Source organism: Lacinutrix chionoecetis (assembly GCF_053604665.1).
This window is the reverse complement of sequence record NZ_JBSHNQ010000086.1, coordinates 246325-267741: the sequence shown is the minus strand read 5'-3', so window position 1 is coordinate 267741 and position 21417 is coordinate 246325. Positions and strand designations below refer to the sequence as shown.

23 protein-coding genes are annotated in these 21417 nt (G+C 33.4%); 22 read left to right on the top strand and 1 reads right to left on the bottom strand.

The window, feature by feature from the left end; translation table 11 throughout:
• The first annotated feature begins 77 nt into the window (after positions 1–77).
• From ACVC43_RS13500 to ACVC43_RS13435, 14 genes are all read left to right on the top strand, one after another.
• Positions 78–302, top strand: a complete 225-nt coding sequence (locus ACVC43_RS13500) for a hypothetical protein (protein WP_452225064.1) — start codon at positions 78–80, stop codon at positions 300–302.
• A 127-nt stretch (positions 303–429) separates the two neighbouring features.
• Positions 430–765 (top strand): arsenosugar biosynthesis-associated peroxidase-like protein, encoded by a 336-nt coding sequence (locus ACVC43_RS13495; protein ID WP_034062410.1) that lies wholly within the window; start codon positions 430–432, stop codon positions 763–765.
• 82 nt (positions 766–847) lie between these two features.
• A complete protein-coding gene (gene arsS / locus ACVC43_RS13490) occupies positions 848–1915 on the top strand; it encodes an arsenosugar biosynthesis radical SAM (seleno)protein ArsS (RefSeq protein ID WP_452225063.1) in 1068 nt (355 codons plus the stop codon).
• Between the two features lie 16 nt (positions 1916–1931).
• Positions 1932–2444: a rhodanese-like domain-containing protein gene (locus tag ACVC43_RS13485; protein ID WP_452225062.1), complete on the top strand. Its 513-nt coding sequence runs from the start codon at positions 1932–1934 to the stop codon at positions 2442–2444.
• Positions 2445–2496: 52 nt separating this feature from the next.
• Positions 2497–3111 carry a TIGR04282 family arsenosugar biosynthesis glycosyltransferase gene (locus tag ACVC43_RS13480; RefSeq protein ID WP_452225061.1) on the top strand — a complete coding sequence of 205 codons (615 nt, stop codon included), beginning with the start codon at positions 2497–2499 and terminating at the stop codon, positions 3109–3111.
• Positions 3104–3916 carry a purine-nucleoside phosphorylase gene (locus ACVC43_RS13475; RefSeq protein WP_452225060.1) on the top strand — a complete coding sequence of 271 codons (813 nt, stop codon included), beginning with the start codon at positions 3104–3106 and terminating at the stop codon, positions 3914–3916. The genes ACVC43_RS13480 and ACVC43_RS13475 overlap by 8 nt, the downstream gene beginning before the upstream one ends.
• A 64-nt stretch (positions 3917–3980) precedes the next feature.
• The gene (arsM, locus tag ACVC43_RS13470; RefSeq protein ID WP_452225059.1) at positions 3981–4949 is read left to right on the top strand and encodes an arsenosugar biosynthesis arsenite methyltransferase ArsM; all 969 of its coding nucleotides are present in this window, start codon (positions 3981–3983) and stop codon (positions 4947–4949) included.
• Between the two features lie 27 nt (positions 4950–4976).
• On the top strand, positions 4977–5813 hold the full coding sequence (locus tag ACVC43_RS13465) for a phosphate ABC transporter substrate-binding protein (RefSeq protein WP_452225058.1): 837 nt from the start codon (positions 4977–4979) through the stop codon (positions 5811–5813).
• Positions 5794–6663 carry a phosphate ABC transporter permease subunit PstC gene (gene pstC / locus ACVC43_RS13460; RefSeq protein ID WP_452225057.1) on the top strand — a complete coding sequence of 290 codons (870 nt, stop codon included), beginning with the start codon at positions 5794–5796 and terminating at the stop codon, positions 6661–6663. The genes ACVC43_RS13465 and pstC overlap by 20 nt, the downstream gene beginning before the upstream one ends.
• Positions 6660–7505 (top strand): phosphate ABC transporter permease PstA, encoded by an 846-nt coding sequence (pstA, locus tag ACVC43_RS13455; protein WP_452225056.1) that lies wholly within the window; start codon positions 6660–6662, stop codon positions 7503–7505. The genes pstC and pstA overlap by 4 nt, the downstream gene beginning before the upstream one ends.
• A complete protein-coding gene (locus tag ACVC43_RS13450) occupies positions 7505–8317 on the top strand; it encodes a phosphate ABC transporter ATP-binding protein (protein ID WP_452225055.1) in 813 nt (270 codons plus the stop codon). Before pstA ends, ACVC43_RS13450 begins: the two co-directional genes overlap by 1 nt.
• Positions 8318–8359: 42 nt before the next feature.
• Positions 8360–9241 (top strand): sterol desaturase family protein, encoded by an 882-nt coding sequence (locus tag ACVC43_RS13445; protein WP_452225054.1) that lies wholly within the window; start codon positions 8360–8362, stop codon positions 9239–9241.
• A 137-nt stretch (positions 9242–9378) separates the two neighbouring features.
• The gene (locus tag ACVC43_RS13440) at positions 9379–10176 is read left to right on the top strand and encodes a DUF547 domain-containing protein (RefSeq protein WP_452225053.1); all 798 of its coding nucleotides are present in this window, start codon (positions 9379–9381) and stop codon (positions 10174–10176) included.
• Between the two features lie 27 nt (positions 10177–10203).
• On the top strand, positions 10204–10893 hold the full coding sequence (locus tag ACVC43_RS13435) for a TIGR04283 family arsenosugar biosynthesis glycosyltransferase (RefSeq protein ID WP_452225052.1): 690 nt from the start codon (positions 10204–10206) through the stop codon (positions 10891–10893).
• 3 nt (positions 10894–10896) lie between these two features.
• On the opposite strand, the gene ACVC43_RS13430 is transcribed toward ACVC43_RS13435, so the two are convergent.
• Positions 10897–11910, bottom strand: a complete 1014-nt coding sequence (locus ACVC43_RS13430; RefSeq protein WP_452225051.1) for a glycoside hydrolase family 113 — start codon at positions 11908–11910, stop codon at positions 10897–10899.
• A gap of 206 nt (positions 11911–12116) precedes the next feature.
• Here ACVC43_RS13430 and ACVC43_RS13425 point away from each other — a divergent pair, with 206 nt between their 5' ends.
• From ACVC43_RS13425 to ACVC43_RS13390, 8 genes are all read left to right on the top strand, one after another.
• Complete coding sequence (locus tag ACVC43_RS13425) at positions 12117–12911, top strand: DUF547 domain-containing protein (RefSeq protein ID WP_452225050.1); 795 nt, start codon at positions 12117–12119, stop codon at positions 12909–12911.
• 29 nt (positions 12912–12940) lie between these two features.
• Positions 12941–14269: an NAD(P)/FAD-dependent oxidoreductase gene (locus ACVC43_RS13420; RefSeq protein WP_452225049.1), complete on the top strand. Its 1329-nt coding sequence runs from the start codon at positions 12941–12943 to the stop codon at positions 14267–14269.
• Between the two features lie 11 nt (positions 14270–14280).
• The gene (locus ACVC43_RS13415; RefSeq protein WP_452225048.1) at positions 14281–15873 is read left to right on the top strand and encodes a 4Fe-4S binding protein; all 1593 of its coding nucleotides are present in this window, start codon (positions 14281–14283) and stop codon (positions 15871–15873) included.
• Positions 15874–15918: 45 nt separating this feature from the next.
• A complete protein-coding gene (locus tag ACVC43_RS13410; RefSeq protein WP_452225047.1) occupies positions 15919–16827 on the top strand; it encodes a hypothetical protein in 909 nt (302 codons plus the stop codon).
• Positions 16824–17540, top strand: a complete 717-nt coding sequence (locus ACVC43_RS13405) for a glycosyltransferase family 2 protein (protein ID WP_452225046.1) — start codon at positions 16824–16826, stop codon at positions 17538–17540. Before ACVC43_RS13410 ends, ACVC43_RS13405 begins: the two co-directional genes overlap by 4 nt.
• Before the next feature lie 56 nt (positions 17541–17596).
• Positions 17597–19030: a cellulose synthase family protein gene (locus ACVC43_RS13400; RefSeq protein WP_452225324.1), complete on the top strand. Its 1434-nt coding sequence runs from the start codon at positions 17597–17599 to the stop codon at positions 19028–19030.
• 110 nt (positions 19031–19140) lie between these two features.
• The gene (locus ACVC43_RS13395) at positions 19141–20577 is read left to right on the top strand and encodes a mannosyltransferase (RefSeq protein ID WP_452225045.1); all 1437 of its coding nucleotides are present in this window, start codon (positions 19141–19143) and stop codon (positions 20575–20577) included.
• A 93-nt stretch (positions 20578–20670) separates the two neighbouring features.
• Complete coding sequence (locus ACVC43_RS13390) at positions 20671–21267, top strand: hypothetical protein (RefSeq protein WP_452225044.1); 597 nt, start codon at positions 20671–20673, stop codon at positions 21265–21267.
• The last annotated feature ends 150 nt before the right edge of the window (positions 21268–21417 follow it).

The following is a 21417-nucleotide window of genomic DNA, read 5'->3' as shown; positions in this document are numbered from 1 at the left end:
ATTTTTATGATATATTTAATATAATATTGATTTGATTTATTTATTTTACAAAAAATATTAAAAAAAATTAGAATTTTATGGAAACTCTACTGATTGAAGCTCAAGAATTTGAAGATATGAAAATGAGCAATATGTCTACTAGTGATCGCGTTGAAGCTTCTAGAAAGGCAAAATCTATAATTTTAGGTATAAACGAAATTTATAAAAAAACCAAGGATAGCAACCTCATGGATGTTATGAAAAGAGTAACAGAAAAGAAACAAAAAATCGAAAAACGCCTTAAAGGAAGACCTACTTCTTAAAAAAAATAATGGACAATCTTCTCAATGGATTTAACTTTAAAATTAAAGTTAAATCCATTTTTATTTGTTAGTTGTAAATAATAAATACGACTGTAGCATTTTGTATATTAACGCAAATTAAATTATGATGAGTAAAACATATTACGATCCAGCAGACCTTAGAAAATTTGGAAAAATTAGCGAGTGGAATCAAGAATTAGGTGACAAGTTTTTCGATTACTACGGTAAGGTTTTCGAAGAAGGAGCACTTACGGCCCGAGAAAAGTCTTTAATTGCTTTAGCCGTAGCCCACACAGAGCAATGCCCATATTGTATAGATGCCTACACTAAAGATGGCTTACAACGCGGTATTACAAAAGAAGAGATGATGGAAGCCTTACACGTGGGAGCTGCTATTAAAAGTGGCGCTACGTTAGTGCATGGTGTACAAATGATGAATAAGGTAAATAAATTAGAAATGTAAGCATACAACCAATTTCTTTTTTATGAAAATTTTGAAAACTAAACATGCATATTTTACGTAAGCATTACAGTAAAACTTAACAATGGGTAAACTAAAAACACAATCACTTCACAAGCGCGATAGCGACTTAGCAAATAGTAACAGGCAATTAGAAATACTATCTAACGGTATTTTTGCAGATGGCGAGTTACCAACATTTAAATCGAAAATTAATGAAACCAATCAGTTTCCTTTAAAAGCTAAAAAACTCGAAATATTGCAGGTTAATGTGGGTTATATGTGTAATCAAGTGTGCGAACATTGCCATGTTGATGCTGGTCCAGACAGGAAGGAAATAATGACACGAGAGACCATGCAACAAATTTTGGATGTTATTAAAACTACAGGAGCTCATACCTTGGATTTAACTGGTGGCGCACCAGAAATGAATCCAAATTTTAGATGGTTTGTAGAAGAAGCTTCAAAAGTTGGCGTGAAAGACTTTATTGTACGTTCTAATTTAACCATCATTCGTGCAAACAAAAAATATTACGATTTACCCGATTTTTTTAAAAAACATAACATTCATGTAGTTTCTTCCATGCCACATTGGACAAGAGGCAAAACAGATAAACAACGTGGAGAAGGCGTTTTTGATATGTCTATTAAAGCGTTACAAGAATTGAATGAGCGTGGCTATGGCATGCCAGACAGCAATTTAAAACTGGACTTGGTTTACAACCCTAATGGCGCCTATTTACCTGGTGATCAGGCAACCATGGAAAAGGATTTTAAAAAGGCATTGAAAGAAGATTTTAATATTCATTTTCATAATTTATTTGCCATTACCAATTTACCAATTGCACGCTTTTTAGATTATTTAATTGCTTCAGAAAATTATGAGGACTATATGTATGCTTTAGTAGACGCCTACAACCCTGCTGCTGTAGAAAACGTTATGTGTACCAACACCCTGTCTGTAAGTTGGGATGGTTATTTGTTTGATTGCGATTTTAACCAAATGTTAGAATTGCCAGTTAATAGCAAATCTAAACATATTAGCGACTATAAAGAAGACTTGTTAGAAGGTAGAAATATTGTAATATCGCAACATTGCTACGGTTGCACTGCAGGAGCAGGAAGCAGCTGTCAAGGTGTGGTAACAGCTTAATAATAAGAGTTTAAAAATGAAACATATTGTCATCATCATAATTGCTTTTTTTTCTGTAAGCGCATTGGCGCAGAAAACAGTGGGCGATTTACTCCAGCAGTATAACAAACATACTGTGCCTTATATTTCGGTACAAGAGTTAGCAATGCCAAAAACAAAAGCAGTGATTTTTGATACACGTGAGATAGAAGAATATAAAATTAGCCATATAAAGGATGCGGTTTATGTTGGCTATAACGAGTTTGACATTGATTTAATTGAAACACAATACCCAAATAAAGAAGAGGAAATAGTGGTGTATTGCTCTATTGGCATTCGTTCTGAAGCTATCGGAGAAAAGCTAAAAAAGGCAGGATATACTAATATTTTTAATTTGTATGGTGGTATTTTTGAATGGAAGAATAAGAATTTCAGTATAATAAATTCAGACTCAAAAGAAACAGATAAAGTTCATACATTTAATAAAACCTGGAGTAAATGGCTTGAAAAAGGTGAGAAAGTTTATACGGTGGATGAGATTATGCAATAAATTTTAATTTCAATATCTCAAAATTTAATCTTACTCAAACAAACAATATAAATTGAAGTCAAAAAACCTTATCATAACTTTTACTCGCAATCCCGAATTAGGTAAATGCAAAACACGTTTAGCAAAAACAGTTGGTGATGAAGCAGCGTTACGTGTTTATAAGTATTTGTTACAACATACAGAGCAAGTAATAAAACAAGTAGATGCAGATAAAGCGGTGTATTATTCAGTAAAGATTAGAGAAAATGATATTTGGGATGCGTCCGTTTTTCAAAAATACCAGCAAGTTGGAAAAGATTTAGGAGAACGCATGCACAAGGCCTTCGAAAATGGATTTAATGCAGGATATAAAAAAATAATTATTGTTGGTAGCGATTTGTTTCATTTAGAGACAAAGCATATAAAACAGGCGTTTAACGCTTTAGATGAAGATGATATTGTTATTGGTCCAGCCCAAGATGGCGGTTATTATTTGTTAGGTATGACGACCATGCATGCCGCTGTATTTAAAAATAAAAACTGGGGAACAGATACTGTTTTGTTCGATACCGTACAAGATTTAAAAAAAGAGCAAATACATTTGCTTGAAACACTAAACGATATTGATTTGTATGAAGATTTAGAGTACATTGAGCCATTGCAAAAAATTATAAAAAACAATGATTAAGTTTATAAATAAAACAGCAGAATACCTGCAGGGTAAAGGCTTTAAAAACCCAGAAATTGGTATTATTCTTGGAACCGGATTGGGACAGCTTATTAATGAAATTGAAATAATTGAAGAAGTAAGTTATAATCATATTCCGCATTTTCCAACAGCAACTGTAGAGTTTCATAAAGGCAAATTAATATACGGTACACTAGAAGGTAAAACAGTAATTGTTATGCAAGGCCGTTTTCATTTATATGAAGGCTACACATTGCAAGATGTCACCTATCCTGTGCGTGTAATGGAAAAATTAGGCATAAAAACGTTACTGGTTTCAAACGCATCGGGAGCTATTAATTTAAACTTTAAAAAAGGAGAATTAATGCTTATTGACGATCATATTAATTTACAAGGCAGTTCGCCATTAGCTATTAAAGGTGTTGAAAAATTAGGTGAACGCTTTACAGATATGAGTGCGCCATACGATCCAGAAATCAATGCCAAGTTTGAAACTATTGCCAAATCTAATAATATAACGTTACACAAAGGCGTTTATGCCAGTGTTGTTGGCCCGCAGTTAGAAACAAGAGCAGAATACCGCATGCTAAAAATTATTGGCGCCGATGCCGTTGGCATGAGTACGGTTCCAGAAATTATAGTTGCTAACCATTTAGGTTTAAAAGTGGCTGCCGTGTCAGTTTTAACAGATGAATGCGACCCAGATAACTTAAAACCTGTAAACATTGCCGAAATTATTGCCATGGCAGCAAAGGCAGAACCAAATATGATTACCCTTTTTAAAGCATTAATAAAAACAATTTAACAAGTTGGTAGTTTTCAGTCTCACTGATACTGTAAACTGCGACTAAAAACTGAAAATTAAAAAAATGAGCTACTTAAACGCAACAAACGATTTATATAAAGAAGCAGCATTAACACCAGATGTTGGTTTATGTTGTACTACAAACCCAATTTGGGAATTACCAGGTTTAAAAATTCCACGTATAATGCAGGAAATGAACTATGGTTGCGGCAGTACAGTAAATGCTCGCGATTTAACTAATAACCCAAAGATGCTTTACGTTGGCGTTGGTGGTGGTATGGAGCTGCTTCAGTTTTCTTATTTTAATCGCCAAAAAGGTGGTGTTATTGGTGTAGACGTTGTAGATGAAATGCTTGAAGCCTCACGAAAAAACTTTTTAGAAGCCGAAACGCAAAACGATTGGTTTAAAAGCGAATTCGTCGATTTAAAAAAAGGCGATGCATTAAACTTACCCGTTGAAGATAATTCTATAGACGTTGCAGCACAAAATTGCTTATTTAATATTTTTAAAGCTGAAGATCTAAAGAAAGCCATTGAAGAAATGTACCGTGTTTTAAAACCACATGGAAGATTAGTAATGAGCGATCCTACTTGCGAGCAGGAAATGAATGACACTTTAAGAAATGATGATAGACTTCGCGCATTATGTTTAAGCGGCAGTTTACCAATTGCCGAATATGTAAAAGCATTAACAGACGCTGGTTTTGGTACTATTGAAATTCGTGCCAGAAAACCTTATAGAATTTTAGATCCTAAAAATTATCCAACCGATGAGTTAATTTACATCGAATCTATAGAAGTTGCAGCTATTAAAGATCCTATGCCAGAAGATGGACCTTGTATTTTTACTGGAAAAGCGGCTATTTATTATGGAGACGAAGATTTCTTCGATGATAATAAAGGCCATATTTTATTAAAAAATCAGCCAATCGCTATTTGCGATAAAACGGCTGGTGATTTAGCTAAAATGGGAAGAGACGATATTTTTATTAGCGAATCTACATACCATTACGATGGTGGCGGCTGTTGCTAATATGATACTTACATAACTAATAATTAAATGAAAAACATAATATTACACTGTGTTTTAGCATTGTGTATATTCTCTTGCTCACAGCCAAAAACAAACTCAGTAAGAGTTGCTGGCTCGACTACTGTTTTACCGGTTGTTTCGGTTGCTGCAGAAAGCTATATGGCAGTACACCCAAACAGTAAGATTATTGTAAACGCTGGTGGATCTGGTGTTGGTGTTAATCAAGTTGGAAGTCAGCAAATTGAAATTGGGATGCTATCGAGAGATATCACGCAAAAAGAAATTGATCAATATCCTCAAACATCCTTTAAAGTTCACGTTATAGGTAAAGATGCTGTAGTGCCTGTTGTCTCTTCAGAAATATATAACGCTGGTATTACGTCATTAACTTTAGAACAGATTGCTAAAATTTATAAAGGTGAAATTTCAAACTGGAAAACACTTAACGGTCCAGATAAAGAAATTTTGGTGATAGATAAAGAAGCTTCAAGAGGAACTCGCCATGTATTTATGGAAATTGTTTTAGGCGATAAAGAAGCTGTTGCTGCTGGTGCAGATTTGGTTTTAGGAGCGAATAATGAAGAACAAACAGCTTTAGTACAAAGTGATGCTGCTTTAGGAATTTTATCAAACGCATGGCTAAATGACGATGTTAAAGGTATCGCTATCATTTTGCCAAATGGTGAAATTATAGAACCTACTTTAGAGAATATCATTAATAATAAATTTCCTATCACACGCGATTTGGTATTAATTACTAATGGCGAACCAACAGGAGAAACTAAAGCGTTTATAGAGTTTATAAAAGGTCCTGAAGGACAAAAAATTGTAATTAAAAACGGATATGTCGGTATTTCAAAATAATATTGGAAAAGGATATGTTATGGCCAGTACACTTATAAGTATTGCTATAACAATTCTTATCTTTATTGTTTTGTTTAGCAATAGCTACGATGCCTTTAGCCAGATAGGTTGGAATTTGTTTACATTAACCTGGAATCCTGCAAAAAATCAATTTGGTGTTTTATCAATGGTTTATGGCACATTTTCAGTAACTGCAATCGCTCTTTGTATTGCCATACCTTTAGGGATTGCAACGGCGATTTTTACTTCGGAAATTTTAGCAGATAAATACAGACTGTATATAAAATCTGCTATAGAGTTATTAGCCGGAATTCCATCTATTATCTACGGACTTATTGGCGTAAGTATTGTTAGTACTTGGGTGGCTTCGGTTTTCGAATTATCTTCAGGAAGAACCTTATTGACTGCGGGAATATTATTAGCCATCATGATTTTACCTACTATTATCACACTCACAGATGATGCATTACATAACATTCCTAAAAAATATAAAGAAACCTCTAAAGGTTTAGGCTTGTATCCTTATCAGATTATTCAAAAAACACTGCTTCCCATTGCAAAAAAAAACATTGCTGGTGGTGTATTATTAGCACTTGGAAGAGCTTTAGGTGAAACCATGGCTGTTATGCTTTTAGTGGGTAGTATTGATAAAATACCTCAACCATTTTTCAATCTATTATCGCCAGGTCAAACTATAACCTCGAAATTAGGAAGAGAAGTTGGCGAAAGCGCTTTTGGGTCGTTACATTTTAGCGCCTTAAATGCCATAGGATTCTTGCTCCTGCTTATTGTTATAACATTAACCATTTGCACGCAGTTTTATTTTAAATCCGAAACGCGTTCGCTATGACAAAAGCTTTAAAAAATAGCGTTTTTAAGTGTACAATTTGGGCAGCAGGTTTAGTCTCAATCACTATACTCTTGTTTTTAATTACTACATTAATATGGAAAGGCTTTAGCGCAATTTCTTTTGATTTCCTTTTTTCTGAATCTAAGAATTTTGGTTCAGAAGGCGGGATTGTTTATCAAATTATTGGTAGTTTACTATTAACGCTATGTGCGGCTGCAATTAGCTTTCCGCTAGCACTGGGTGTTGCGATATACAAAAGTGAATACATTAAAAATAAAAACATTCAAACCTTTACAGATACCATCATTTTTAGTTTAAATGGTATTCCATCTATTATTTTTGGCATTTTCGGACTCATATTTTTTGTAAATGTTTTGCAAACTGGAGTGTCTTGGTTTGTTGGCGGTATTATTTTGGCAATCATGATTTTACCAACAATAATTTTATCTTCTTACCAGTCTATTAAAAGCATACCTATAACCTACAGAGAAAATGCCTCTGCTTTAGGATTAACCAAATGGAAAGTGGTTAGAACCGTAATTTTTCCAAGAGCTATAAATGGTGCTTTTACTGGTCTTTTATTAGGGTTAGCGCGTGCAATTGGTGAAACTGCTCCAATTATGTTTATTGCCACTGCTTTTTCAGGTGTATCTTTTCCGCAAAGTCTTATGGAACCTGTTAGTAGTTTGCCAACACATATTCTTGCTTTGGCACAGCAAGCCACCAATCCACAAGCCTTACAAAATGCTTGGGGAAGTAGCTTAGTATTAGTTACTTTAGTCTTTGTATTTAGCATTAGTGCTTTGGTACGAAGAATTCAATATTCAAAAATTAACTATTAATGAAATCGAACGCAGCATATAAATTAGAGGTACCTGTTTTAGAAAAGGAAGCAATTGCTTTACAAATTTCTGACTTAAACGTGTCCTTTGGTGCTAATCAAGTACTTAAAGACATCTCTATGGCTTTCCATAAAAATAAGGTTAATTGCATTATTGGACCTTCCGGTGGTGGAAAATCTACCTTACTTAGAAGCTTAAATAGAATGAATGATGACGCAGAAAAAATGTCAATTTCAGGTGCTGTAAATTTCAATAATTCCAATATTTTAAATGGCGTAAAAAATCTTACGCAACTGCGTAAAGATATTGGTATGGTCTTTCAAAGTCCATGTGTATTCCCAAAATCTATAGCAGAAAATGTACTGTTTGGAATTCAGCAACACAAAAAAATAAATAAACAGGAAAAACGTTCTATTGTAGAAAACAATTTAAAGGAAGTTGCCCTTTGGAAAGAAGTAGAACACAGGTTAAAAGACTCTGGACACTCACTGTCAATTGGCCAGCAACAGCGCCTGTGTATTGCCCGAGCACTTGCTATAGAACCAGAAATAATATTAATGGATGAACCTACTTCATCTTTAGACCCTGTTAGCACACGTTCTATTGAAAATTTAATGGAGCGCTTAAAAGAAAATTATACTGTTGTTTTAGTAACACACAACATTGCTCAGGCTAAACGCATTGCAGATCACGTGTTTTTTATATGTGATGGTAAATTAATAGAATCGGGTTCTAAAGCAGATTTTTTTAATAACCCTAAAAAACCACAAACCAAAAGTTATTTACAAGATGAAACCTGCATTTGCAAATAAGCAGCAATTATTTTAAATTAAAGATAATATTGAAATTTATAAATGGATAAATACATAGACATTATAAAAAACGCCTATTCTGGTTATTGGAGTTATCTTAAAAATGAGATTATTACCATTAATCATTGGGATAATTTTTTCTATGGTTTAATTGCCATTTCGGTAATTGTATGGATTTTAGAAATCATTTTCCCATGGCGAAAAGACCAGTCTATTTTTAGAAAAGACTTTTGGTTAGATACGTTTTACATGTTTTTTAATTTCTTTTTATTAAACCTTATCGTGCTTATTGCATTAACTGATACTGCAGCTGCTTTTTTTGATGATATTTTGGGTTTCGTTGGTTTGTCTATTTCTAACTTTCAATTGTTTGATGTGGACGAATTGCCATTGTGGTCAGGATTATTAATTTTCTTTATTGTTAGCGATTTTACACAATGGAATACGCATAGATTACTGCATCGCATTCCTTTTCTATGGAACTTTCATAAAGTGCATCATAGCGTAAAAGAAATGGGTTTTGCAGCACATTTACGTTACCACTGGATGGAACCTGTGGTTTACAAATCGCTACTTTATATTCCTATTGCAATAATTGGTGGTTTCGATGCACAACACGTTGCAATTGTTCACTTTTTTGCCATAACGATTGGGCACTTAAATCATGCTAATTTAGGTTGGGATTACGGTGTTTTAAAGTATATTTTTAATAACCCGAAAATGCACATTTGGCATCATGCAAAAGCATTGCCAAAGCACCAGAAATATGGTGTTAATTACGGTTTAACATTAAGTATTTGGGATTATATTTTTAAAACGAATTATGTTCCACATAGCGGAAGAGATATTGAATTGGGTTTTGAAGGTGATGAAAAATTTCCTAAAGATTTTATTAGTCAAGAATTATATCCGTTAAAAAAATAGCTTTTAAGCACAAAATTGTATTAAAACCGTGCATTGTCGCTTAATTTTAGCTAAACATTAAGTATTTAAAATTTCAAAACACTATTGAATCTCTTATATTGAGAGTAAATAAATAATCATTTCTTAAAACTAAACTTATGAAAAAGATAATAGCCATTTTAGTATTCGCACTAACCATAAACAGTTGTTTTTCAGCTAAAGGTCTACCTGTAAAAACAGTTGATGAATCGCAAGAAGCATCAAATGAAAACACTACTACAGAAACTAAGACCATGTCGCCAATGGCAACTATTGATCATTCATCCTTTAATACTTTATTAAAAAAGCACGTCGCTAAAAATGGAGATGTAGATTATAAAGGTTTTAAAAATGATGCCGAAAAACTAAACAGTTACATCGCCTATTTAGAGCAGCAAACACCAAGCGAAAATTGGAGCGTAGAAACACAATTGGCTTATTTTATAAATGTCTATAACGCAAATACTGTAAAATTAATTATAGACAATTATCCTACTAAAAGCATTAAGGATATTGATAAGCCGTGGTTAAAAAACAGATTTACAATTGGTGGCAAAGAATTTTCTCTTGCTGGTTTAGAAAACGGCATTTTACGTAAAATGAATGAACCGAGAATTCACTTTGCTATTAATTGCGCATCGGCTTCTTGCCCAAAATTATTAGACGTTGCTTACACCGAAAAAAACGTCATGGAATTAATGGAACGTGCTACTAAAGAATTCATTAACAATTCAGCTAAAAATGAATTATCTACTAACAAAGCAAAAATTTCAGAAATTTTTAAATGGTATAAAAGCGACTTTACAGAAAACGGAACTGTTTTAGACTACATTAATAAATACAGTGATACTAAAGTAAATCCAAATACTGAAATCCAATATATTGATTACGATTGGAGTTTGAATGAACAAAAATAAAATAGTTTTTTTTTTTGATCCAGCTCCATGATTAGCATAATTATACCAATTTTAAATGAAGCCGAAAACATTGAAAATTTACTTTTTCATTTAATTGATAATGCTTCATTACAAAACATACAAGAAATTATTGTGGTCGATGGTGGCAGTACCGATGGCTCTCAAGAGATTGTAGAAAAACTGGATTTAAAAGTTAAACTCATACATTCTGAAAAAGGAAGAGCCAAGCAAATGAATACTGGCGCTAAAGCTGCAAGCGGTGACATTTTGTATTTTCTGCATGCCGATTCTTTTCCTCCAACACATTATGACAAATACATTATTGAAGAAGTTAAGCAAAACAATCAAGCAGGTTGTTTTCGTTTAACTTTCGATAATAACCATTGGTGGTTGCGCTTGGCAAGTTGGCTAACACAATTTAAGTGGCGCGCTTGTCGTGGTGGAGACCAAAGTCAGTTTATCACCAAAGCCTTATTTGATGATATTGGAGGTTTTGATGAAAGCTACATCATTTACGAAGACAACATTTTAATTAACGAGCTGTATAAACGTAAAGAGTTTGTTGTGATTAATAAAAAAATAAAAACGTCGGACAGACTCTATAAACGTCATGGCATTTGGAAACTACAGTATCATTTTTGGACCATTTATGTAAAAAAATGGTTTGGCGCCAGTCCAGAAAATTTATTGGCTTATTACAAAAAGCATATAGCCTAAATGTTAATTTTGCTCGCTAAAATGAGTTCTAATTATGTCCTCTACTGGCTTGTTTTGCGGTGTAAACTGAGTATCGTTTTCTCCTCCAACTTCATCATGTGCATGAAACCATTTCCAAATAAAACCACCAGCAAACCAGTCTTCTTTCCAAAAAGTATTGAACAATGCTTGAGTTGCATTGTTTTGGGCTTCTAAATTTACAATCGTCATACTTCTGTCTGATTTCCAAGGTTCTTTTCCCGTATAATCAACGCTTCTATAACCATATTCTGTAAATAATATTGGTTTTTTATACTTATCTGAAATTTCTTTAATCACAACTTTGTGAGTTTTCCAACCTGCAATACACTCTTCTATTGTTGGCGTTTTACTTTCACTAATTGGAAAATAAGCATCTACACCAATATAATCTAACTGGCTCCAAAATGGTGTACGTTTAAATTCATCCCAATTTGCAGCGTAAGTTAGCTTGCCTTTGTATTTCTTTTTTATTTTAATAATTAACGTATTCCAATATTCTGGTCTGTTAATAATAAACCCTTCTAATTCTGTACCAATGCATAATATTTCAGCATTAATTTCTTCAGCTAAATCAGCAAATTTTAAAATAAATTTAGAGTATGTATTTTCAAGTTGTTTCCAGTCGGCTTCATTATTCATTTTAATGTAACCCGTAAATTCACCATTGCGCACCCAAATTTGCGGTTTTATCATGATTTTAATCCCTTTAGCCTGTAAACTCTGGGCATATTGTTTTGCTCCTGCCTTAGTTTCTCCATACCATTGCCTCTCGGTATCATGAATTATTTCTGGATGTTCTAGACTCTTAGTAAAACCAAAAGGCATGATCGCGGCATAATTTGCCTGTAATTTTACTACAGGATTAATATGTTCGTCTGTAACCGGAATTCCCGCAGCAACAAAACTAACGCCATTAATTTTATTATAGCTTACAGATTGCGATGCACAGGCTTGCAAGAGTATTATTGAATACAGTGAAAGAAATAATTTTCTCATAAATACTAATTAAAATTTTAAGATACTTATTTTATAAAACATAGTCGGCTCTATTGCTATATTTTGGATTTTTTTAGTTTCAAAAAAATTAAAAATGTCTTTTATAGAAAGTATGTTGATTTAATTACGACCTAAAAAGAAGTTTTTTCTAACTTAGAAACTACAACATTCTTAATGTTTAATTATAATCAATTAAATTACAGCTCATGAAATATTTAAAACTTACTTTATTACTGTTCTTAATTTCAGGAACCGTATCTTCCTGCATAAACGATAAGGGATTACCAGCTAAAGAAAAAGAAACAGAATTATCAACCAATGTTCAAGAAAACATTGTCGATCACTCAAAATGGGACGCACTGCTTAAGAAGTATGTAGATAATAAAGGATATGTTAATTACGTAGGTTTTCAAAAAGATAGTACGAAACTAAAAGAGTATTTAAATTTATTAGCAAACAATCCGCCAAAAGAATCATGGCCAATAGAAGAGCAACTGGCATATTATATTAATATATATAATGCAGGAACCGTGCTTTTAATTACACGCCATAATATGCCAGGAAGCATTAGAGATATCTCTGTTGATGGAAAAGGACCTTGGCAAATAGAATTTATTAAAATAGGTAAAGAAACCGTTTCGCTTACCACTGTAGAAAAAGGAATTTTACAACCTATGAAAGAACCACGCATTCACTTTGCCATTAATTGCGCTAGCGAATCTTGTCCTAAATTGCTTCGGGAAGCATATACCGCGAAAAATGTTGAAAAATTAATGGAACGTGCTACCAAAGAGTTTTTAAACGGACCTAAAAATAAAATCACAGCCGATAAGCCTATGATAAGTTCCATTTTTGAATTTTATCCAGCCGATTTTAAAGTCAACGACTTAACAATTCGAGAATATATTAACCAATATTCTGAAGTCAAAATCAATGAAGATGCTGAAATTCAATATATTGAATACGACTGGAGTTTAAACAATCAAAAAAATATACCGTAAAAAACATATTAAACACCTAACTTTCAACAATGGAACATGTAGTAATAATAGGAAATGGCATTGCAGGTGTTACGGCTGCAAGACATATTAGAAAACTTTCAGATAAAAAAATCACCATTATCTCGGCAGAAAGCGATCATTTTTGGAGCCGAACGGCGCTTATGTACATTTACATGGGTCACATGAAATTCGAGCACACTAAACCTTACGAAGATTGGTTTTGGAAAAAGAATAGAATCGACCTAAAAAAGGGTTATGTAAAGACCATAAATACCAAAACCAAAATACTTCATTTTGCTGAAGGTGAAACGCTTAACTACGATAAACTTGTTATTGCAACAGGAAGTAAACCTAACAAATTTGGATGGCCAGGACAGGATTTAGATGGTGTTCAAGGCCTTTATAGTAAACAGGATTTAGAAACTTTAGAGCTTAATGCACCAAATAATAAAGTTTGCAATCGTGCCGTAATAGTTGGTGGCGGATTAATAGGTATTGAATTAGCCGAAATGCTTGTAAGCCGAAACATTCCTGTAACTTTTTTGGTAAGAGAAGACAGTTTCTGGAACGGTGTTTTACCAAAAGGCGAAAGCGAAATGATTAATAGACACATAAAAAGTCACCACATAGATTTGCGCTTATCTACCAACTTAAAAGAAATAAAAGCCGATGAAAACGGACGTGCAAAATCAATAATCATCGAAGAAACTGGCGAAGAAATAAACTGTAACGTTGTTGGCCTAACCGCTGGAGTTTCTCCAAACATCGACTTTATAAAAGATTCTGAAACCAGTGCTGAGCCAGATTTAAGTATTGAAACAGACAAAGGTGTTTTGGTTAATAATTACTTAGAAACTAATATTCAAGACGTTTATGCTATTGGTGATTGCGCACAACAACGCGAGGCTATTGGACAACGCAGACCTATTGAAGCGGTTTGGTACACGGGCAGGATGATGGGCGAAGTTTTAGCGCAAACCATTTGCGGTAATAAAATGGCTTATAATCCTGGGCATTGGTTTAATTCGGCTAAATTTTTAGATATCGAATATCAAACGTATGGTTGGGTATTTAGCGAAAAAAACAAAAAAGATAGCGAAGCACATTTTCATTGGAAACATGAAGATGACACTAAATGCATAACTGTAGCTTACAATAAAAACACGAATCAGTTTTTAGGTATTAATAATTTTGGTATTCGAATGAAGCATGAAGTTTTCGACCGTTGGCTAACCGAGAAACGCGAGTTAGATTATGTAATAAATAATCTGTCTCAAGCTAATTTCGATCCAGAACTTTATAACCATTACGAAAAAGAAATTCTTAACGCTTACAATAAGCAATACCAAACTGCCTAACTATAACCATTATGAGTGATAAACTTAATCAAAATATGTCTTTAGCCAATGCAAAAGACCTTTCGCCAAAACAAAAAATCGCATCTGGAATAGGACTATCTGGTCTTTTTATTCTCGTATTTGCTTTTTTAAATATAGGCTTTAGTAATAAAGCGCTCTGGTTAACATTAGCTCTTGGGCTAATAATAGCTGGAACAGTTTGGTTTACAAATCTGGCCTATTTAGATACAAGCAAAGGCATAAAAAACGATGGTGTTTGGTTTAAATCCATTTCTTCAAGAGGATTAATAGGATGGCTAACAGGTTTAACATTAACAGGCTTTTACATTGTCCTTTATTTTAAAGCATCTTGGCTGGGACTTGGTACAGATGGAGCGCCAAACACAGGATTAGTTGCACTTTTCGATCCTTTGAGCATGATCTTAAGTGGCAATCCAGCAAGTCAGTGGTTTGTTTATGGAACACTTTATACCGTCGCCATTTTGGTTTTTGGTTATAAATTTTTAATGAAATATCGCCATAATCGTTATGAGCAAATTAGAACGGGTTCGGTTATGTTTTTTCAATTAGCATTTGCCTTTTTAATTCCAGAATTCATGGCAAGATTAAATTCTGAAAGCTTTAGCTTACCATATTACGACCTTAAAAATATTTGGCCACTAAACTATTATAATTTTGAACAGTATCGTGTAGACGAGTTTATTAGTGCAGGAACCATTGGAACCGCTTTACTCGTATTTGGAGTCGTTTCTATTCTTGTTATCACACCAATTTTAACCTATAAATATGGAAAGCGCTGGTATTGTTCTTGGGTTTGTGGTTGTGGTGGTTTAGCAGAGACCGCTGGAGACTCTTTTAGACAATTAAGCAATAAAAAACAATATGCTTGGAAAATAGAACGATGGGTAGTACACAGTGTTCTTGTATTTGTGGTTTTAATGACGACCGCTGTGGTGTATTCCTATTTAGGTGACGATGCCAGCAAATACTGGCTAACTAAAAATGTGTTTTTATTTGGTGTTGCAGGAATTCTTACATTAGTTTTTACACTTACCATGATTTTTAAACACAAAGAGCTTGGAAAAGATGCTAAATTTGGAGCCATTGGCTATTTCGCCATTATAATGGCATTAATAGGCATGCACGTATTTAGCGGTAATGGAAATATATTTCTTTTTGAAGCCGAAACGCTCCGTAGTACTTATGGATTTTTAATTGGAGCCATATTTTCTGGTGTAATAGGAACTGGTTTTTACCCAATTTTTGGTAACCGCGTGTGGTGCCGTTTTGGATGCCCAATGGCAGCAATTTTAGGATTTCAGCAACGTTTATTTTCTAAATTTAGAATTACTACAAATGGCGGACAATGTATTTCATGCGGTAATTGCTCGACCTATTGCGAAATGGGAATCGATGTGCGTGCCTATGCTCAAAAAGGCGAAAATATAGTACGCTCTAGTTGTGTGGGTTGCGGTATTTGTAGTGCTGTTTGTCCGCGTGGCGTTTTAAAACTCGAAAATGACAGTATGGATGGGAGAATTAATCCAACAGAGATATTATTAGGAAACGATGTAAACTTAATGGATTTGTTAAATAATAAGTAAGTTTACAATGTTCGTAAATATTCCTTTACAAGAGTCACAGATAAAATGAAGAGTATAATTTTCATACTAACTTTTTTAATCAGTTTTAACGCTTCGGCGGAAAAAATTTACACGAAAACTTTCTATGAAAACGGAACGATTAAAGCTGAAGGTTGGATAGAAAACAATTTAAAAACAGACACTTGGACATTTTATTACGAAAACGGAAACATTAAAAAAACAGGCAGTTATAAAAACGATTTAAAAGAAGGTTTTTGGCGGTTTTATTATAAAAATAATGTCCTTGAAGCAGAAGGCCATTTTAGTAACAATTTCCAATCTGGCTATTGGACGTACTTCTACGATAACAATCAGCTTAAAAAAAAAGGACAGTATAAAAACGATAAAAAACATGATTTTTGGCAGGAATTTTATGTTAACGGTCAGCTTAAAAGTGAAGGTTACTACGCTAATGGAGATTATAATGGTTTCTGGAAAACCTATTACTTTTACGGTAAATTAAAAAAAGAGGGTACCTTTGATCATGGAAAGCCTAAAGGCTACTGGAAAAGCTATTTAGAAAACGGCATTTTGCATCAAGAAGGCGCTTACACAAACGGGAAAAAATCTGGATATTGGAAGATTTATTATGGTAATGGTACATTAGCCAAAGCCGGATTTTTTAAATCTGGAGTAGAAACCGATTATTGGAAGTTTTATAGAAATAATGGCACAAAAGAAAAAGAAGGTCATTTTTTAAACGGAAAACAAACAAAATGGTGGTTGTTTTATGATGTTAACGAAAAAATAAATCATAAATGTCAACTTAAAAATAATTTAAAAAACGGTTATTGTTTTATGTACCAAAAAGAAAAATTGGTTTCGGCAGCAAAGTTTTCCGAAGGTAAAAAAATTAAAGCATGGACAGACCTTGCCTCTTTTAAAAAAGAAAATAAATTGAGCGACCTTAAATGAACGAAACCAGTGCTGAGCAAAGTCGAAGTATAAAAGTCATCATTCCTGCTTACAACGAGCAAGCGTCTATTGCAAATGTTATAAACGACATTCCGGAAACTGTTGAAGAAATAATTGTGGTAAACAATAACTCAACAGACGCTACGGCAAAAAATGCAGCTCTCGCTGGTGCCACAGTACTTACCGAAAACAAACGTGGATATGGCTATGCCTGTTTAAAAGGCATGGCATATATAGCTAGCCAAGAAAGCAAACCCGACATCATTGTTTTTTTAGATGGTGATTACAGCGATTATCCCGAAGAATTAAACAAATTAGTGGCACCAATTATAAAAGACAACATCGATTTTGTAATTGGAGCCCGAGTAAAACGACTACGTGAAGGTGGCTCGATGACACCACAACAAGTTTTTGGTAATTGGCTGGCAACTTTTTTGATGTCACTCTTTTTTGGAGCAAAATTCACAGATTTAGGACCTTTTAGAGCCATTAAATACAACAAGCTTATTGCCTTAAACATGGAAGACAAAACCTACGGCTGGACTGTAGAAATGCAGCTTAAAGCCTTAAAACAGAAACTTTCGTATGTAGAAGTACCTGTTAAGTATAAACAAAGAATTGGTGTCTCTAAAGTGTCTGGAACAGTAAAAGGTACTATATTTGCTGGTTTTAAGATATTGGGATGGATTTTTAAATACAGTGTAAAAAAGTGATTTATTTAAACGTATTTATAATAATAATATACTCAGTGGCGTTGCTGCTTATTTTTATGTATGCTTTAGCGCAGTTAAATTTGTTATTTAATTACCTCTCTGCGCAAAAAAAGAAAATAAAGACGCCGTATTTAAATTTTAATAATCCGGAAGATGTTCCTTTTGTCACCATTCAATTACCAGTTTTTAATGAAGAGTATGTTATGCAGCGCTTGCTGGAAAACATAGCGCTTATGGATTATCCAAAAGAGAAATTGGAAATTCAGGTATTAGACGACTCTACAGATAGTACCATAAAAACAACATGTGCTCAAATCGCTGCGCTTCAAACCAAGGGATTAGACATTGTTCATATTTGCCGTACCAATCGCGAAGGTTTTAAAGCTGGTGCTTTAAAAGAAGGCTTAGAAATTGCTAAAGGCGAATTTATTGCCATTTTCGATGCCGATTTCCTACCCAAAAAAGACTGGCTTAAGCAAACCATTCCACATTTTATAGATCGCAATATTGGTGTTGTACAAACACGTTGGGGACACATAAATAGAAATTATTCTACGCTTACAAAAATTCAAGCCTTTGCGCTCGATGCACATTTTACATTAGAGCAAGTGGGCAGAAACTCTAAAGGCCATTTTATAAATTTTAATGGCACAGCTGGCGTTTGGCGTAAGCAATGCATTCTCGATGCTGGCAATTGGGAAGGCGATACACTTACCGAAGATTTAGATTTAAGTTACCGTGCACAACTTAAAAACTGGAAATTCGAGTACCTTGAAGATGTGGTGACACCAGCCGAATTGCCTGTTGTAATTAGTGCGGCACGTTCGCAACAGTTCCGTTGGAATAAAGGTGGTGCAGAAAACTTTAGAAAAATGATGTGGAAGGTGCTTAAAAGCAAAAACATATCTTCTAAAACAAAACTACACGGTGTATTGCATTTACTTAATAGTACCATGTTTTTAAACGTACTTATTGTGGGTGTATTAAGTATCCCAATGCTTTATATAAAAAACGAATACACACACCTAAAACCCTACTTTTATGTAATGAGCTTTTTTGTACTAAGCACCCTTATTTTCTTTGTGTGCTATTGGTTTATGTATAAACGCTCTTATGGTGGCGGACTCAAAAATTTTGTACAATACATAGGTATGTTTTTTACCTTTTTCTCTATCGCCATGGGCTTTAGCCTGCACAATTCTATTGCTGTTTTAGAAGGTCATTTTGGGAAACGCAGTGATTTTGTACGTACACCAAAGTTTAATATAAATAGTTTAAAAGACAGTTGGAAAGGCAACAAATATTTGGCTAAAAATGTGTCTACCAATGTTATTTTCGAAGGTATTTTAATGCTCTATTTTGCCTTTGGTATGTATAGCGCCTTTGTTGTTGGCGATCAAGGTGGCGATTTTGGGTTGTTTCCGTTTCATTTAATGTTGTTTTTAGGCTTTGGATTTGTATTTTTTAAATCCTTAACTTCAAAAGCATAATTTTTTGCTTGCAATGAGCATGTCAAATTGGGCGTTACCTAAAGGTCGTGCTTTCGGCAGTCGCTCTCTGCGAGGAGCTTCAACAAAGCCTCAATCACTAACGCAAAGCAATGTTTAATTCAGCAATATTAAAAAACTATAAACTACCACTTTTATTTACACTTTTAAGTGTAGTACTTTACGCTGTTTTTGCTTACGATTTAGCCAGAACAGATTATGTAAAGCTAACCTCTATTTACACCGCTTTATTTATTCTATTCTACTTTTTGGTTAAAACCCAAAAGGAGGATATTAAATTTTTAACCCTAATTGCTTTTTTATTTCGAGCCATTTTTATTCTGGCGATTCCTAATTTATCGCAAGACTTTTACCGCTTTATCTGGGATGGCCGCATGATTCTGGAAGGCTTAAACCCCTATTTATACACACCAGAATCATTTATTTCTAATGGCGAATTTCCCATCGCACAAGCACAAGAATTGTATGTTGGTATGCGCGAATTAAACGCCAGCCATTTTACAAATTATCCGCCAATAAATCAATTGTGTTTTGTTTTTGCTGGTTTGTTTGGTGGTAAAAGCATTTTAGGCTCGGCAGTGGTTTTACGGTTACTAATTATTGCTGCAGATTTTGGAACACTCTATTTTGGTAAAAAGCTTCTAAAAAAATTAAAGCAGCCAGCGCACCACATATTTTGGTATATATTAAATCCGTTTATCGTTATCGAGCTTTCCGGAAACCTGCATTTCGAAGGTGTCATGCTATTCTTTTTAGTATGGAGTTTGTATTTGTTACATACTTATAAATGGAAATGGGCAGCTGTTGTTTTTGCTTTGTCTATTGCAACCAAGTTAGTACCACTTATGTTTTTGCCTTTGTTTTTTTGGTGGTTTTTAAAGCGTAACGTTGTTACGAGTGAAACGAAGCCATTAACCAAAAAGGATGACGAAACAAACGTCATTGTTTATCTTGAGCCAAACCGAAAGACTGGAATGACAAAGTTGATAAGTTTTTACACAATTGTAATTATAACAACACTATTACTATTCGCACCATTTTTCTCCACGCAATTTGTAGACAACTACTCCAAAACCGTAGGTTTATGGTTTAGTAATTTTGAGTTTAATGCCAGTATTTACTATATTTTTAGAGCTATTGGTTATGGCTTTACTGGCTACAACGAAATTGCTATTATTGGTAAAATACTGCCAATAATTACCATACTATGTATTCTTTATTTAGCACTAATAAGAAAAAATACAGATGTTAAAAAACTAATTATCGCGATGCTGTTTAGTTTTACAATCTACTTGTTTTTAAGTACTACTGTACATCCTTGGTATGTGGCAACGATATTGTTGTTAAGTGTATTTACCGGTTATAAATTTCCTTTGGTATGGAGTTTTATAATTATTATAAGTTATCTCGCCTATGCAAATGCAGATAACACCGAAAACCTCTGGATTATTGGCTTGGAATATATAGTGGTTTTTAGTGTTTTTATCTGGGAGGTTTTTGTTAAAAAAAGTTGGGCTTATACTGAATAACTTACTAAAAAAATGTGCTTAATAAACCTTTTATCTAATAGATAGTGAATAATAAATTGTCTATGTTTATACATATTAATGCTAACCATAATTATGCAAAATATTCTAACCATCTTTTTAATCTTATTATTATCACAGAGTGCTTTAGGTCAAAAGCAAAAAAATGTGATTTACATTGACTCAAATAATGAGATAATAACTTTAAATGAGTTTCAGTCAATAGATAAAAGAAAAATATATACTAGCGAAGTTAAAAATGATACTGCCGTAATAACTACGGTTCATTTGCGTAAAAATATTGGGAAATTAGATTCACTAGAACACCAACAAGTAAGGATGCTTCTCTCAAAAATTATTGGAACTGAAATTGATGAAAACAAGAATATTATGATTCATCTATACAGCAAAAAAGATAAACAAATTATTAAAGACAAGAAGTATAAAAAATATTGGAAATGGATAAATAACAATTCAGGTTTATATCAATCTTTTTTAATTGGAACTAAAAACTCTGGGATTACAACTAATAGAAAAAAACAAATATTTGTCGATGACTACAATTTATTAAAAAAATTATTTTTTAGTAGCTCTAATTTTGAAATCAATCATTTATTTATAAAACCCAACGGAGAAATTTATATTTATTATGGAGGAGAAGACATATTAGATATTTTAGATTGGTCAGTATAAAAAGGTAATAATTACTTATCAAAATCCTTGCAGGTTATCTCTTCATTTTTTTAATATATAACCTACCGAATTTTATTATTTATCTAAATTACTATCAAGAAAACAGAAATACTAAAATTGAAATTGATACTGAATTAGACCAAATCAGCA

What these genes read in the sequence shown, in the direction of transcription:
- ACVC43_RS13445 (WP_452225054.1), top strand. Translation starts at nt 8,360, where the DNA reads ATGGATAAATACATAGACATTATAAAAAACGCCTATTCTGGTTATTGG.
- ACVC43_RS13475 (WP_452225060.1), top strand. Translation starts at nt 3,104, where the DNA reads ATGATTAAGTTTATAAATAAAACAGCAGAATACCTGCAGGGTAAAGGC.
- ACVC43_RS13405 (WP_452225046.1), top strand. Translation starts at nt 16,824, where the DNA reads ATGAACGAAACCAGTGCTGAGCAAAGTCGAAGTATAAAAGTCATCATT.
- ACVC43_RS13430 (WP_452225051.1), bottom strand. Translation starts at nt 11,910, where the DNA reads ATGAGAAAATTATTTCTTTCACTGTATTCAATAATACTCTTGCAAGCC.
- ACVC43_RS13500 (WP_452225064.1), top strand. Translation starts at nt 78, where the DNA reads ATGGAAACTCTACTGATTGAAGCTCAAGAATTTGAAGATATGAAAATG.
- arsM (WP_452225059.1), top strand. Translation starts at nt 3,981, where the DNA reads ATGAGCTACTTAAACGCAACAAACGATTTATATAAAGAAGCAGCATTA.
- ACVC43_RS13425 (WP_452225050.1), top strand. Translation starts at nt 12,117, where the DNA reads ATGAAATATTTAAAACTTACTTTATTACTGTTCTTAATTTCAGGAACC.
- ACVC43_RS13465 (WP_452225058.1), top strand. Translation starts at nt 4,977, where the DNA reads ATGAAAAACATAATATTACACTGTGTTTTAGCATTGTGTATATTCTCT.
- ACVC43_RS13420 (WP_452225049.1), top strand. Translation starts at nt 12,941, where the DNA reads ATGGAACATGTAGTAATAATAGGAAATGGCATTGCAGGTGTTACGGCT.
- pstC (WP_452225057.1), top strand. Translation starts at nt 5,794, where the DNA reads ATGTCGGTATTTCAAAATAATATTGGAAAAGGATATGTTATGGCCAGT.
- ACVC43_RS13415 (WP_452225048.1), top strand. Translation starts at nt 14,281, where the DNA reads ATGAGTGATAAACTTAATCAAAATATGTCTTTAGCCAATGCAAAAGAC.
- ACVC43_RS13410 (WP_452225047.1), top strand. Translation starts at nt 15,919, where the DNA reads ATGAAGAGTATAATTTTCATACTAACTTTTTTAATCAGTTTTAACGCT.
- ACVC43_RS13485 (WP_452225062.1), top strand. Translation starts at nt 1,932, where the DNA reads ATGAAACATATTGTCATCATCATAATTGCTTTTTTTTCTGTAAGCGCA.
- pstA (WP_452225056.1), top strand. Translation starts at nt 6,660, where the DNA reads ATGACAAAAGCTTTAAAAAATAGCGTTTTTAAGTGTACAATTTGGGCA.
- ACVC43_RS13495 (WP_034062410.1), top strand. Translation starts at nt 430, where the DNA reads ATGAGTAAAACATATTACGATCCAGCAGACCTTAGAAAATTTGGAAAA.
- ACVC43_RS13395 (WP_452225045.1), top strand. Translation starts at nt 19,141, where the DNA reads ATGTTTAATTCAGCAATATTAAAAAACTATAAACTACCACTTTTATTT.
- ACVC43_RS13435 (WP_452225052.1), top strand. Translation starts at nt 10,204, where the DNA reads ATGATTAGCATAATTATACCAATTTTAAATGAAGCCGAAAACATTGAA.
- ACVC43_RS13390 (WP_452225044.1), top strand. Translation starts at nt 20,671, where the DNA reads ATGCAAAATATTCTAACCATCTTTTTAATCTTATTATTATCACAGAGT.
- ACVC43_RS13440 (WP_452225053.1), top strand. Translation starts at nt 9,379, where the DNA reads ATGAAAAAGATAATAGCCATTTTAGTATTCGCACTAACCATAAACAGT.
- ACVC43_RS13400 (WP_452225324.1), top strand. Translation starts at nt 17,597, where the DNA reads ATGTATGCTTTAGCGCAGTTAAATTTGTTATTTAATTACCTCTCTGCG.
- arsS (WP_452225063.1), top strand. Translation starts at nt 848, where the DNA reads ATGGGTAAACTAAAAACACAATCACTTCACAAGCGCGATAGCGACTTA.
- ACVC43_RS13450 (WP_452225055.1), top strand. Translation starts at nt 7,505, where the DNA reads ATGAAATCGAACGCAGCATATAAATTAGAGGTACCTGTTTTAGAAAAG.